The sequence below is a fragment of the Ahrensia sp. R2A130 genome (genome assembly GCF_000179775.1).
Classification (GTDB): domain Bacteria; phylum Pseudomonadota; class Alphaproteobacteria; order Rhizobiales; family Rhizobiaceae; genus Pseudahrensia.
In genome coordinates this window covers 62,255-76,308 of sequence record NZ_AEEB01000004.1, presented here as the reverse complement: position 1 = coordinate 76,308, position 14,054 = coordinate 62,255, and the positions used below count along the sequence as shown (strand labels likewise).

Here is a 14,054-nt window from a genome sequence, read left to right as displayed (position 1 = left end):
GTAAAGGGTAGATCGATATGTTTGGAAAACGCGGAGGCACAACCGGCCCTGGGCAGCAGGGTGGCGCACCAAGAAAGCCACTCGCGATGCCATCGCAGGCAGCACCTGCACCGCAGCAGGCCGCTCCGCGCCAACAACATGCCGCGCCGCCTATGGCGCCGACTGCACCGGCCGCTCCGATGGCACAAGCACCGGCTCCCCAGGCGGCACCTGCTCCACAAATGGCTGGAGCTGGCGGCCCCCCTGCCATGGCTCCGCCCGCACAGGTTCCGGCGATGGTACCTCCAGGTGCGCCAATGCCCAGCGGCGCACAGGCCGTAGCGACAATCGACCAGGTTGTTCCTAAAAAGGTAAAAGGCAAAGCTGCCGCACCCGATGGTGCGAGCGAGCCAGTATCCGAACCGAACGAGATCAAGATCAAGTCGGAAGAATATTACGATGTGAAGACGCAGGTCTTCTCAGCGCTCATCGACACGATCGACCTGTCGCAGCTTTCTAAGCTGGATAATGAAGGCGCACGCGAAGAAATCCGCGACATCGTCAATGACATCGTGGCCATCAAATCCATTGTAATGTCGATTTCCGAGCAGGAAGAATTGCTCGCCGACATTTGTAACGATGTTCTCGGTTACGGTCCGTTGGAGCCGCTGCTCGAGCGTGATGATATCGCCGACATAATGGTCAACGGCGCGAAGCAAACCTTCATCGAAGTCGATGGTAAAACGCAGAACACCAATGTGCGTTTCCGCGACAACGACCAGCTGATGAACATCTGCCAACGCATCGTGTCGCAGGTCGGTCGTCGTGTGGATGAATCATCCCCCATCTGTGATGCCCGTCTGGCAGATGGTTCTCGTGTGAACGTCATCGCGCCGCCGCTGGCGCTGGATGGCCCCACTCTCACCATTCGTAAGTTTAAGAAAGACAAGCTGACGCTGGATCAGCTGGTGAAGTTCGGCGCGATTTCCGAAGAGGGCGCAGAAGTCCTCAAGATCATCGGTCGCGTTCGCTGCAACATCGTCATCTCCGGCGGTACAGGTTCCGGTAAGACGACGCTTCTCAACTGCATGACGAACTACATTGATGAAGATGAACGCGTCATCACCTGCGAAGACTCCGCTGAACTTCAGCTCCAGCAGCCCCATGTCGTGCGTCTGGAAACCCGCCCGCCAAACCTGGAAGGCGAGGGCAAGATCACTATGACCGACCTCGTCAAAAACTGCCTGCGTATGCGTCCTGAACGTATCATCGTGGGTGAGGTTCGTGGCTCGGAAGTGTTCGACCTTTTGCAGGCGATGAACACCGGCCATGACGGTTCGATGGGCACAATTCACTCCAACTCACCGCGTGAGTGCCTGTCCCGTATGGAATCCATGATTGCCATGGGTGGCTTCCAGCTGCCGCAGAAAACCGTACGTGAAATCATCTGCGGTTCCATCGACATCATCATTCAGGCCAAGCGTCTGCGTGACGGTTCCCGCCGCATCACGCACATCACCGAAGTGCTTGGCATGGAGGGTGACGTCATCATCACGCAGGACATCTTCCTCTACGATATTGTTGGCGAAGATGCCGACGGCAAGCTGATCGGTAAGCACCGTTCATGCGGCGTCGGTAATCCGAAGATGGCTGAACGCGCCAAATATTATGGCGAAGGCCCGCGCCTTGCTGCAGCCCTCGATGCTTCCGAAGACCCAGATCAGTTCTAGAACCCAGCCACCAAACCACATGGCCTGAATGTAAAATTCGGACCTCAAGCCAAGGGAGACGATCATGAACAACATGCAGATGCTTATACTGGTCGGTCTTGCCGTTGTGGTCGTGGGGGCATTGGCCTACGCGCTGCTCTACAATTCCATAGCGAGTGACAAGAAGTCCAAGGAGCGCATGCAGCGGCTTCAGATGGACAAGAAGACCAAGATGAAGGTCGAGTCCCGCAAGATGGACGAAAAGCAGCGTCGCAAAAGCCGTGAGGCCGCGCTGAAGAACGTTGATGATCAGAAGTCGAAGGGAAAGACTGCCGGTAAGGAAACGTTCCGTGAAATTTTGGAGCAAGCCGGTTTCACAATCTCGCTTGGAAAGTTCTACGTCGTTTCTGCCGTTATCGGTATTCTGTTTTTCTTTATTGCTCTGGTTTTCATGGGCGCGACACTTCCAATTGCTGGTGGCGTCGGTTTCGTCATGGGTTTCGGTGCGCCGCGTTGGTGGGTGAAACGCAAGCGCAAAAAGCGTTTTGCAGCTTTCACCAAGACGTTCCCGAACGCTATCGATGTCATCGTCCGTGGTATCAAATCCGGACTGCCGTTGAACGACTGTCTGCGCATTATCGCAACGGACTCCGACGAACCGGTGCGTGGCGAATTCCGCAAGCTCATAGAAGCGGCGCAAATGGGTATTCCGGTGCCGGAAGCCTGCGAGCGCTTGTACAAAAGCATACCGACATCGGAGACGAACTTCTTCTCCATCGTGATCGCCATCCAGTCTTCCGCCGGTGGTAACTTGTCGGAAGCGCTCGGCAACCTGTCCAAAGTCCTGCGTGAACGGCGCAAGATGGCCGACAAAATTCAGGCGTTCTCCTCGGAAGCCAAGACCTCCACCATGATTATTGGGGCTCTGCCATTCGTGGTCGCCATCATGGTTTTCGCCACATCGCCATACTATCTCGTTCCGCTTTGGACGACGACGGGTGGCCACAAAGTTCTCTTCTTCTGCGCGGTGTCGATGGGTTTCGGCATTCTGGTCATGAAGAAAATGATCAATTTCAAGTTCTGATCGGGACGCATACGCTATGTTTGATATTATCACCCAGCCGCAGAACCTGATTGCCATGACGGTGACGCTGGCATGTTTTGCCACCGCCCTTTCAATCGCCATGCCACTGCTTGCAAAAGACCCGCTGGAAGGCCGCATGAAAAGCGTGGCGCTCGAGCGTGACAAATTGCGGGCGCGGGAACGTGCCAAGATTCAGGCCGACAAACAAAAGGCCGGCCAGCGTGTTGGTGCGAAGAAAGCAGAAGCCAACTCGGCCATTACCGGTCTTGTCGAAAAGCTGAACTTGCGCACTGCGCTGGCTGATGAAAACACCGAAGCTATGTTGGTCCACGCGGGTTATCGCGGGTCCAAGCCGCTGTTCATCTTCCTAGCGTTGCGTTTCGCACTGCCATTGGTCTTCCTTGCCCTGACGGCAATCTATCTCCTGTTCCTGTCCGAGCGGACGGAAGGGGACACAATGACCATCGGCATCAAGTGCCTCGTCGCCGGTGCCATCGGTTTCTATCTGCCGATCCTTGTGGTGAAGCAGAAGATGAAGGCGCGACAGCTTTCCATCAGTCAGTCGTGGCCTGATGCGCTTGATCTTTCACTTATCTGCGTCGAATCCGGCATGTCCATTGAAGTGGCTTTCCGCAAGGTGGCCTCCGAAATCGGTGCCCAGTCCCCGCCCTTGGCCGAAGAGTTGATGATCACCACAGCCGAGTTGTCCTTCCTGCAAGAGCGCAAGCACGCCTACGATAACCTCGTTTACCGCACCGGTTTGGAATCGGTGAAGAACGTTGTCCTGTCGCTGGTGCAGTCGGAAAAATACGGTACGCCGCTCTCCGTGGCGCTCCGCGTGTTGTCTCAGGAAAACCGCGATACACGCATGGCCATGGCTGAAAAGAAGGCGGCGGGTCTTGGTCCTAAGCTGACCGTGCCGATGATGATCTGCTTCCTGCCAGTGCTGTTCTGCGTCATTCTTGGCCCAGCCGTCATCCGCACCATGGCCGAGTTCGAGTAGGACTGAACAGCTTCGGTTCAGCCTTACCTAGATAGGTACTTCTCTTCGCTGGCTTACCTCCCATGACACTTGGTCTCGCCCTGTGCTACGCTATTAGCGTTGCATCCCGCGAGATCGATCATGGTCACGATACCCACTCGCCTAACTAAATTTTTCGACATCCAGCATCCTATAATTTCCGCGCCTATGGCTCTCGCAGCTGGTGGTGCGCTGGCGGGTGCCGTGTCGCGGGCTGGGGGACTGGGTCTTCTTGGTGGTGCGTATGCCGTTGATGACTGGATCGAGACGCAATGGCGTGAAGCTGGCAATGCGGACATCGGTTGCGGCTTCATAACGTGGAAACTGAAGCAGGCGCTCGTTGAACAACCCGACCTTCTTGATCAGGTGCTTGCACGCAAACCTAAGGCACTGTTCTTATCCTTCGACGACCCGCATCCGCTATCGAATACTATCCGCGACGCTGGCGTACCGCTCGTCGTTCAGGTGCAAACTTTGCGCGATGCCAAACGAGCAATGGATTGCGGAGCTGACGTTATAGTCGCCCAAGGCGCTGAAGGCGGCGGGCATGGCGAACGCCGTGCCACCATGACCATCGTGCCGGAAGTTGCCGACGAAGTCGCCCGCACCAATTCCAACGCCATCTTATGCGCTGCTGGCGGAATAGCTGACGGTCGAGGCCTCGCAGCCGCACTCATGTTGGGGGCGGAAGGTGTAGTGATGGGGTCGCGCCTATGGGCCAGTGAGGAGGCGATTGTTCATCCTGCTATGCTAGAGGCTGCGATTACTGCCACCGGTGATGATACCATCCGGTCCAGCGTCATGGACATCGCCCGCACACTGGAATGGCCGGACCGCTACACGGCGCGTGTGCTGAAGAACGCTTTCACCGAGCGCTGGCACGACGATCTAGACGGCCTCATCGCCAATGCAGAAGCTGAAAGCACGCGATGGAAACAGGCTTGGGTCGATGGCGAAGTTACGACCGCCAACACTTTTGTTGGCGAGGCGACGGGTATGATTTCGGGCGTACGACCGGCAGCAAACCTGATTGAGGAAACGGTCATGCAAGCCTCAGCGTTACTGAAACGCTACGCCTAAGCTCCGACCTTAGATACGCTGCCAAGGCGGCGAAGAGCCGTCCGGTGCTATCTGCGCAGCGCCCGCGTAGCGAAGCCCGAAGGGCGATAGCGTGAGCACAAAAACGCTTGAACAAACCTATTCAAGCGTTTTTGTCATCCTTAAGTTCTTTCCACGCATTCTGTTCCTGAAGCATCTGGCGCAGGAAGGCGACGTTGGCTTGGGCTTCCGCTGGTGGCAGTTCACCGGCAGCAACTTTTTCAGCCTCTGGGAAACGACCCTGCAGGCCGATCACCAGCGCCAGATTCTGCCGCACGCGGCTGTCGGCACCGGGGCGACCGATAGCTTGTTTCAGATAGGTTTCGGAAGCGCGCAAATCGCCTTCCAGCAGATACGACATGCCAAGGTTGGACAGCACGGATGGCTCGCCAGGCTTGAGCTGCAACGCTTTGCGGTATTGTAGGCGGGCCTGTTTCGGATCGCCGATCTGGTCGTAGATTGCGCCTTCAGCCGAATGCAATTTCCAGTCTGGATTGTCGGGTGTTTGCGCGCGCTGGATGGTGTCCAACGCTTTTTTCAACTGTCCAGCACCGGCCAATGCTTTGCCGTAAGCACCAAGCACCTGACGGTCTTCAGGGTGATAGATCGCAACCTTCTGCATCACTGCCAGCGCCTGCTCGTTGCGGTTCGTCATACGAAGCGCGGTGGCGAATTGCAGGCCGGTCACTTTGTCTTTGGGGCGCTGCTCGTAGCGCGCCTGCCAGTAGTCGGTCGATTGTTGAAGCTCGGTCTGGTTCATGGTCGCCACCGGCTTTCGCAGATGTTTCGGTACCGAACCTGTGGTCATGCTTTTGGAAGCACAACCTGTGACGCCCAACATGAGCGCAAGCGATGAAGCGACAAGAATGCGGGAAACTACGGACATGAAACTGGCCTCGACGACTGAAACTTGCAAATGGAACGCCGCGTGGCGAAGTGGCTGCGCGGAACCCCGTGACTTTCAGCAATGAACTGTTAACCCTAACACCGAGTAAACGCGCGGCCTGATCTCATAACCGCCGCACAAAGAGAGACATTCCACATGCACATCGAAACCGACCCATCCGCCTGCTTTGCTGGAACCGGTGAGGGTGCCGTTCCGGTGCATGCTGTGCCCAAAAACGGTTTGGAAAATATGAGCATGTTGCAGCAGTCGGACGTGGCGTGGGCCGTAGCCAACGGCTTTTCCGGTAAGTCGGGTGAGACGTGCATCGTGCCAAACGGCGAGGGTGGCATTGCTGCCGTATTGGTCGGAACAGGTAGCAACAACACGCCGGTACCAGCTGCATTCCGCATTGCGGCACTTGGCCGAAAGCTGCCGACAGGCAATTACCAATTGCCATCCGATCTTCCGCAAGCAACGCTGGCTTTCGCTTTGGGTGGTTACGAATTCACCCGCTACCGCAAGGGCGCAACGGCTATGCCGCGCGTTGCAGTGCAGCCGGATGATGCCACTCGCCGCCGTGTGGAAGGCGTCTATCTTGCCCGCGATCTCATCAACACACCGGCAAACGACATGGGGCCGGAAGCGCTGGAAGCGGCTTTTCGTAAATTAGGCGAGACCCACGGAGCGGCGGTATCAGTTATAACGGGTGACGACTTGCTGACGGAAAATTTCCCTATGGTGCACGCCGTAGGCCGCGCCAGTGCGCAGGCCCCACGCGTGCTGGACATGGTATGGGGCAAGGCGGACGATCCGTTGATCACACTGGTCGGCAAGGGCGTGACCTTCGATACAGGCGGCCTTAACATCAAGCCGGGCGGTTCCATGGCTTTGATGAAGAAAGACATGGGCGGCGCGGCCAACGTGATGGGTCTCGCCCATATGATCATGGACGCAAAACTACCCGTCCGCCTGCGTCTCATCGTCGGCGCGGTGGAAAACGCGATTGCAGGCAACGCCTTCCGTCCTGGTGATGTGCTGCAAACCCGTAAGGGCATAACAGTGGAAATCGGCAACACCGATGCAGAAGGTCGCCTCGTTCTTGGCGATTGTCTGACGCTGGGTGACGAAGACGCTCCCCAGTTGATGATCGACATGGCAACCCTCACCGGTGCCGCCCGCGTGGCGCTCGGCCCGGACCTGCCGCCATTCTACACCCATGACGATGCTTTTGCCGCTGATCTTGAAGCGCAGGGGCAGGCTTGCTTTGACCCTGTGTGGCGCATGCCGCTTTGGCAGCCTTATCAAGCCATGCTGTCGTCCAATGTTGCGGATGTGAACCACATCACATCCGGCGGTTTTGCAGGTTCGATTACGGCGGCGCTTTTCCTGGAAAGATTCGTTGAAAAAGCTGCGACCTGGGCGCATTTCGATATTTTCGGCTGGTGTCCTGCCGACAAACCCTGGGCCCTCAAGGGTGGCGAGGCGCAGGCCATCCGCGCGCTTATTGATGTGTTGGAAGCCCGCTATCCAGCCTGATATTGACGTGCAAGCCTTTCGGCGCGACACTATTTTCGGGCGCGAAACAAATGGCCCGATAAAGTTAGGTGGTTGATTGTGGATATGAAACCCGCGCAAGCGTTGACCCTGTGGCACAGCACAACACTGGCTCAGGTGCACGGCGCTGATCCTGATCTGACGACACGTCAGACGGCGATTTTGTTGACGATCTATCTCGAAGCGCCGCCTCATACAGTGCGAGGGTTGGCGGCGAAACTTGGTGTCACCAAGCCCGTCATCACCCGCGCGCTGGACACCATGGGCACGATGGGTCTCGTCTCCCGCCGCCGTGATGAACGTGACCGTCGTAATGTTCTGGTGCAGCGCACCGTGAAAGGTTCGCTTTATCTGGAGCGTCTCGCGGACCTGATGGTCACCAAAGCTGGCGATCTGCACTGATGGCTTTTGACCCCGAAACCGATCCTAGGCTTAATGTCGACACGGATAAATTTCCCGGCGAGACGGGCCGCGTTGTGAAGTCTGTTATCGATTTGCGCCGAATGCCGGATGCCACAAGTGGCATCGATACGCAGGGCATTTATGGTCAGCTTCTCGTCATTCTTGAACGCAAAAACGGTTGGGCATGGGTCCAACTTGCTCATGATGGCTATGTCGGCTGGACGGAAGATGAGGGCGTAGCAGTGGGAATGGGCGAGGTAACCACCCATCTCGTCTCAGCGCCGCGTACCTATCTCTATTCACAAGCAGACCTGCAATCACCTCGCGTTCGCCCACTGTCCATGGGCAGTGAATTGGCGATTGTGGGCGAAGCTGAAACGCGGGGCACACGCTATTTCACATTGGCGGATGGCAGCGCTGTCGTCGCCAACCATATGGTCGATACCGGCTATGTCTTCGACGATTATGTTTCTGTCGCTGCCAGCTTTATGCACACTCCTTATCTATGGGGCGGAAATTCCGGCTTTGGCATCGATTGCTCCGGTCTTGTTCAGCTTTCCCAGCGCATGTGCGGAACGCCTGTCGACCGCGATTCAGACATGCAGGAAGCGACGTTCGGTGATCCCATCGCTTGGGACGGCGAACGTAAGCGCGGCGATCTGATTTTCTGGAAAGGCCATGTCGGTATCATGAGCGATCCCGACACCCTGCTGCATTCCAACGGGAACACGATGAATGTAGCGGAAGAGAATTTCGGCGCTGCCGTTAAACGCATCGCGTGGCTTTACGGCGAGCCCACATCGGCGCGCCGCTTTCGAGACTAGGTAGTCGCGCTTCAGTAACCCCGCGCACGATCCACGACGTGCTCTAGTGACTCGCCCCGTTCCACCCGCTCGATCTGCCGCCGCACATGGGCAACCAACGCAGATGGATCGGTTGCCGCCGCCATGTGTGGGGTCAAGATAGCATTTTCGAAATCCCATAGCGGGCTATCAGCGGACAGTGGCTCAACTTCGAACACGTCCAGCGATACGCCAGCGAGTGTTTCGGTACGTAGCGCATCAGCAATATCGCTCTCCACCTGCGAACCACCGCGTCCCGCATTGATGATGAGAGGCCCGCCAAGCGGACCATCGCTGCGAAGGCGCTTGATCAGCGCGGCGTCAATCATGCCCCGCGTGTCGTCTGTAAGCGGCAACAGGTTCACCAGCATGTCGGTGCCGGCGAGAAATTCGTCTTCTCGATCAGTGGCGAATATCTCAACACCTGGCACGTCCTTCGCGGTCCGCACCAATCCGCGCACATTGAAATGCAGCGCCCGCAACGCCTGCGCGCAGGCGACGCCCAGAGTGCCGAGCCCCATTATGCCCACCGTCACCTCACGCGCGGTCGGCATATCCAACTGGTTCCATTCGTGGCTGTGTTGCAGGACATCAAACTCGCGTTGGCGGCGCAGATGCATAAGACATTGTAGCACCACCCATTCCATCATCCGGCCTGTCAGATCAGGATCGACGAAGCGCACCAACGGAACATCTGGCAGGTTAGGATCGCGCAGAACGTGATCGACACCCGCGCCAAGAGAGAAGATGGCTTCCAGCGCTGGAAGTTGCGCCAACAGCCCCAGAGCTGGTTTCCACACCACGGCAAAGCGCACGTCGCTGGATGGGATATCGGTAATGGCATTACCGAATTCAGCCGTGAAAAGATCGCGTTCTGCGTCCGAAAGCGCACCGGCCAAAAGGATGCTGCCAGCGTTCATAGCGCCGCCGCCTTGGCTATCAGCGCATCGTATTCACGGGCGAAGCGCAGCAGGCCAACCATAACGATACCATTGTAAATCGCGTTGTCGTCGCAGGCTTGCAGTGCATCTTCTAGCGACACCGTGAACGGAAATGTCTGCTCGGTCTCATGGGCGACACCGGCCACCTCCGGCAGATCGCTCGCATCCACCTGCGCGTAATAAAGGTCAATCGTCTCATCCGACAGGCCGGGCGTGGTGAGGAAGCGGCACATAGGCAAAACACATTTTGCAGAAACGCCGGTTTCTTCGATCAACTCACGCCGCACGCTTTGTTCCGGCGTTTCGCCCGGATCTATCATTCCAGCCACGAACTCTGCCGTCATTCCAAAGCCCGTACCGATGTGCGCGCCAAGGCGAAACTGGCGCACCATCAGCAGCACATCGAGGTCGGGGTCGTGGGCCACAACGGTGATAGCCCGTGTGCCCGTCATCAATTCGCGCCGCGCAGTGATGCCGCTTTCATCTTCGCGATAGTCGATGACCTCAACTTGCCGGAACCCCTGATAGGGCTTGGTGCGATCCGTGATCGTAATGGCGAGCTGTTCGTCTTTCATCGCCTGACCTATTGCGCCACGACACCGGAAGGCGCGGTTTCCAGATCGAAAGCCGCTGCCATCAGCGCCTTGGTGTAGTCGGTGGTGGGCGCGTCGAAAATTTGGTCGGCGGGGCCGTGCTCGACTACTCTGCCCAGACGCATGACGATCACATCGTTTGCCAGCGCACGCACGACTTTCAGGTCGTGGCTGATGAAAAGGTAAGCGAGGTTCCGCTCTTCCTGTAGGCGCAGCAGCAGTTCCACAACTTGTGCCTGAACAGACATATCGAGCGCCGAGGTTGGCTCGTCCAACATTACGAATTTGGGCTCCAGAACCATGGCGCGGGCGATGGCCATACGCTGGCGCTGCCCCCCGGAAAATTCGTGCGGGTAGCGATTGCGGGTGGCCGGGTCGAGACCAACTTCCGCAAGCACCGAAGCCACGCGGTCATCTTTTTCGGAAGCTGAAAGCTGGGGCATATGGATGCCCATTCCTTCAGCAATAATCTCTGCAACAGACATACGCGGCGACAGCGAGCCGTAGGGGTCTTGAAACACGATCTGCATATCGGAGCGCAGCGGCTTCATTTCCTTGAACGTATTTTCTGCAATATCGTTACCGGCAAACTTGATGCGGCCCTCGCTGGAAATCATCCGCGTCAGTGCCAAGCCCAATGTCGTTTTGCCCGAACCGGATTCGCCAACGACTCCCAGCGTTTGGCCCGATTTCAATTTAAGGTCGATACCGTCCACAGCCTTCACATGGTCGACCGTGCGCCGCATGAAACCCTTCTTGATCGGAAACCAGACTTTGACATTTTCACCCTCCATCACCACCGGTGCGTCCGGTTTGATGGCGGGCGGATTACCCTTTGGTTCGGCGGCCAGCAGGTGTTTGGTATAATCGTGTTGCGGGTTATCGAAAATTTCAGCCGTCGGGCCGTGCTCTACGATGGTGCCATTGGTCATTACGCAAACGCGATCGGCAAATTTGCGCACGATGGCAAGGTCGTGGGTGATGAACAGCATGGACAGGCCGCGCTCGCGTTTCTGCTCTGCCAGCAGTTCGAGAATCTGCGCCTGTACCGTCACGTCGAGCGCTGTGGTGGGCTCGTCTGCAATCAGCAGTTCCGGCTCGTTGGCCAGCGCCATAGCGATCATCACGCGTTGGCGCTGTCCGCCGGACATTTGGTGTGGGTACGCGCCGAGGCGTTTTTCCGGCTCGCGAATGCCCACCTGATTGAGCAATTCCAGCGTGCGTTTGCGGGCCTCGCCGTCCGACATGCCGTGATGAATTGTTAGAATTTCACCGATCTGCCGCTCGATCGTATGCAGCGGGTTGAGCGACGTCATCGGCTCCTGAAAGATCATGGTGATGTCGTCGCCACGCACCCGGCGCAGATCGCGCTCGTCTGCGTCCAACAGGTCTTCGCCCTTGAACAGAATGCGGCCAGATGGATGGCTGGCGGCGGGGTAGGGCAGAAGTTTCAACACCGATAGAGCGGAGACGGATTTGCCCGACCCGGATTCGCCGACGAGAGCAACCGTTTCGCCGCGATTGATATCGAAGGAAATGCCCTTCACCGCAGTCGTGGTCTTGCCGCTGCTTGTGAAGGCTACGGAGAGGTTCTCGACCTGAAGAAGTTTCTCGCTCATCGCCCCGCCCTACTTAAACGTCTTGCGCGGATCGAAAGCATCGCGCGTGGCTTCACCGATGAAAATCAACAGTGTCAGCATGAGGGAAATGACCGCAAAGCCGGTGAGGCCGAGCCATGGCGATTGCAAATTATTCTGCCCCTGCTTCAAAAGTTCGCCCAACGATGGTGATCCCGGTGGCAGACCAAAGCCTAGAAAGTCGAGCGAGGTTAGCGCGCCGATGGAACTGGAAATGATGAAGGGCAGGAAGGTTAACGTCGCGACCATGGCGTTGGGCAACAGGTGGCGGAACATGATGGTGCCATTGCCCACGCCCAGCGCGCGGGCTGCGTTCACATATTCAAAATTGCGCGCCCGCAGGAATTCTGCGCGCACCACACCGACGAAGCCGGTCCATGAGAACAGCAACATGATACCCAGCAGAATCCAGAATCCTGGCGGCAGAACGGAAGCAATAATGATGAGCAAGAACAGCAGTGGAATTGACGTCCAGATTTCGATGAACCGCTGAAACAGCAGATCGACCCAACCACCATAGTAACCTTGTACCGCACCAGCGGACACGCCGATGATCGCCGAAAGTAAGGTCAGCGTCAGGCCGAACAGCACGGAAATGCGGAAGCCGTAAATCACGCGCGCGGTCACATCACGGGCCTGATCGTCCGTGCCCAACCAGTTGTAATTGCCGTATGTGCACAGCGCGTCTTCCGCGCCTTGGTCGTATTTAACGCAGGCCTCTTCCGTCGTCAGTCGCCACGTGGGCGGCGACGGGGCAGGGATCGGAATATCCTTGTTCACGGTGCGGTAGGAGTACCGGATTGGTGGCCAGATCATCCAGCCATTGGCTTCTATCTCTTCGATATTCACCGGATCGCGATAGTCGGTGACGGGCAAGAAACCGCCGAATTTCTCTTCGGGATAATCGACGAAGATCGGGGAGAGATATTCGCCCTTATAGGAAATCAGGATCGGGCGATCATTGGCTATGAATTCGGCAAACAGCGACAACACGAACAGGATCATGAAGATCCACAGTGAGAAATAACCGCGCCGGTTCGCCTTGAAATTTGCCCAACGGCGTTGGTTGATCGGCGACAGGAACGGTCGCTTCACCGGTGCATCTTTGTCGAGCACCAGATCGTTTGGATGGGCCAGTTCAGGTTTTGTCATCTGCGTTATTGGGTCGGCCAAATCACACGCCTCCCTTAAACATCACGGCGCTCGAAATCGATGCGGGGATCGATCAGCGTGTAGGTGATGTCTGAGATCAGGCTGACCACCAGCCCCATCAAAGAGAAGATGTAGAGCGTGGCGAACACCACCGGATAGTCGCGGGTAAGGATGGATGTGTAGGCCAGCAGGCCCAACCCATCGAGCGAGAAAATTTGCTCGATCAACAGTGAGCCGGTGAAGAATGCGGAAATGAAGGCTGCAGGAAAACCGGCAATAATGATAAGCATCGCGTTGCGGAAAACATGCCCGTAAAGCACCTGCCGTTCGTTCAAGCCTTTGGCCCGCGCTGTGGTGACGTACTGCTTTTTGATCTCATCGAGGAACGAGTTCTTCGTCAGCAATGTGGTGGTGGCGAAGGCCGAGAGTGCTAGGGCCGTTAATGGCAGCGCAAGGTGCCAGAAATAGTCGATGATTTTTTCATACCAAGACAGCTGGTCCCAATTGTCTGACCACAAGCCGCGCAATGGGAAGAGGTCGAAAAACGAGCCGCCTGCGAAGAGCACGATAAGCAAAATGGCGAAGAGAAAGCCCGGCACCGCATAGGCAATGGTGACGATGGCGGAAGTCCACACATCGAACTTCGAACCGTCCTGCACGGCCTTGCGAATGCCCAACGGAATGGAAATACCGTAGGAAATCAGCGTCATCCACAAGCCCAGTGAAATTGATACTGGCAACTTCTCCCAGATCAGATCGATCACATCGACAGACCGGAAATAGCTCTCACCGAAATCAAAAGTCGCGTAGTCTTTTATCAGCTTTAGGAACCGTTCAGGTGCCGGTTTGTCGAAGCCGAACTGCTTCTCCAGCTTGTCGATGAACTCCTGATCCAACCCTTGCGCGCCGCGATATTTTGAGCTGCCACCACCACCGGACGCAATGTCGGTCTGGCTGCTGTCCTGAAAATCCGAGCCACCACCGCTGATGCGCTCCGTGCCGTCACCGCCTTGTCCGGTCAGTTGTGCGATCACTTGTTCCACCGGTCCGCCGGGGGCGAACTGGATGACAGTGAAAGAGAGCAGCATGATCCCCAAAATCGTCGGGACCATCAGCAGCAGACGTCGCAGAATATAGGCGCCCATGGCGTGTCGCG

Annotated in this window: 13 protein-coding genes; 7 read left to right on the top strand and 6 right to left on the bottom strand. The window is 57.0% G+C overall.

Annotated features, from left to right (window positions below; genetic code table 11):
* Positions 1-17: 17 nt before the first annotated feature.
* The 4 genes from R2A130_RS05815 to R2A130_RS05800 all read left to right on the top strand — a co-directional run bounded on the left by R2A130_RS05815 (position 18) and on the right by R2A130_RS05800 (position 4,873).
* On the top strand, positions 18-1,709 hold the full coding sequence (locus R2A130_RS05815; RefSeq protein ID WP_009464006.1) for a CpaF family protein: 1,692 nt from the start codon (positions 18-20) through the stop codon (positions 1,707-1,709).
* A 64-nt stretch (positions 1,710-1,773) separates the two neighbouring features.
* Positions 1,774-2,772, top strand: coding sequence for a type II secretion system F family protein (locus tag R2A130_RS05810; RefSeq protein WP_009464004.1), 999 nt, complete (start codon positions 1,774-1,776; stop codon positions 2,770-2,772).
* A gap of 16 nt (positions 2,773-2,788) precedes the next feature.
* Entirely contained in the window at positions 2,789-3,775 is a 987-nt protein-coding gene (locus tag R2A130_RS05805) for a type II secretion system F family protein (RefSeq protein WP_009464002.1), read from the top strand.
* A gap of 120 nt (positions 3,776-3,895) precedes the next feature.
* Positions 3,896-4,873, top strand: a complete 978-nt coding sequence (locus tag R2A130_RS05800) for a nitronate monooxygenase family protein (protein WP_009464000.1) — start codon at positions 3,896-3,898, stop codon at positions 4,871-4,873.
* Between the two features lie 121 nt (positions 4,874-4,994).
* Here the strand turns inward: R2A130_RS05800 and R2A130_RS05795 are convergent, their stop codons facing one another.
* Complete coding sequence (locus R2A130_RS05795; protein ID WP_009463998.1) at positions 4,995-5,777, bottom strand: tetratricopeptide repeat protein; 783 nt, start codon at positions 5,775-5,777, stop codon at positions 4,995-4,997.
* 156 nt (positions 5,778-5,933) lie between these two features.
* Between R2A130_RS05795 and R2A130_RS05790 the strand changes: the two genes are divergently transcribed.
* From R2A130_RS05790 to R2A130_RS05780, 3 genes are all read left to right on the top strand, one after another.
* Positions 5,934-7,313, top strand: a complete 1,380-nt coding sequence (locus tag R2A130_RS05790) for a M17 family metallopeptidase (protein ID WP_009463996.1) — start codon at positions 5,934-5,936, stop codon at positions 7,311-7,313.
* 72 nt (positions 7,314-7,385) lie between these two features.
* Complete coding sequence (locus tag R2A130_RS05785) at positions 7,386-7,733, top strand: MarR family winged helix-turn-helix transcriptional regulator (protein ID WP_009463994.1); 348 nt, start codon at positions 7,386-7,388, stop codon at positions 7,731-7,733.
* Positions 7,733-8,557: an NlpC/P60 family protein gene (locus R2A130_RS05780; RefSeq protein ID WP_009463992.1), complete on the top strand. Its 825-nt coding sequence runs from the start codon at positions 7,733-7,735 to the stop codon at positions 8,555-8,557. Before R2A130_RS05785 ends, R2A130_RS05780 begins: the two co-directional genes overlap by 1 nt.
* Before the next feature lie 11 nt (positions 8,558-8,568).
* Here the strand turns inward: R2A130_RS05780 and R2A130_RS05775 are convergent, their stop codons facing one another.
* Genes R2A130_RS05775 through R2A130_RS05755 form a run of 5 tightly spaced genes read right to left on the bottom strand, consistent with a single transcriptional unit; the run spans position 8,569 to position 14,043 of the window.
* Positions 8,569-9,495 (bottom strand): glyoxylate/hydroxypyruvate reductase A, encoded by a 927-nt coding sequence (locus tag R2A130_RS05775; protein WP_009463990.1) that lies wholly within the window; start codon positions 9,493-9,495, stop codon positions 8,569-8,571.
* Complete coding sequence (locus R2A130_RS05770) at positions 9,492-10,091, bottom strand: NUDIX hydrolase (RefSeq protein WP_009463988.1); 600 nt, start codon at positions 10,089-10,091, stop codon at positions 9,492-9,494. Before R2A130_RS05770 ends, R2A130_RS05775 begins: the two co-directional genes overlap by 4 nt.
* Before the next feature lie 8 nt (positions 10,092-10,099).
* Positions 10,100-11,728 (bottom strand): ABC transporter ATP-binding protein, encoded by a 1,629-nt coding sequence (locus R2A130_RS05765; protein WP_009463987.1) that lies wholly within the window; start codon positions 11,726-11,728, stop codon positions 10,100-10,102.
* A 9-nt stretch (positions 11,729-11,737) separates the two neighbouring features.
* Entirely contained in the window at positions 11,738-12,898 is a 1,161-nt protein-coding gene (locus R2A130_RS05760; protein ID WP_040305130.1) for an ABC transporter permease, read from the bottom strand.
* A 35-nt stretch (positions 12,899-12,933) separates the two neighbouring features.
* The gene (locus tag R2A130_RS05755; RefSeq protein WP_009463985.1) at positions 12,934-14,043 is read right to left on the bottom strand and encodes a microcin C ABC transporter permease YejB; all 1,110 of its coding nucleotides are present in this window, start codon (positions 14,041-14,043) and stop codon (positions 12,934-12,936) included.
* Positions 14,044-14,054: the final 11 nt, after the last annotated feature.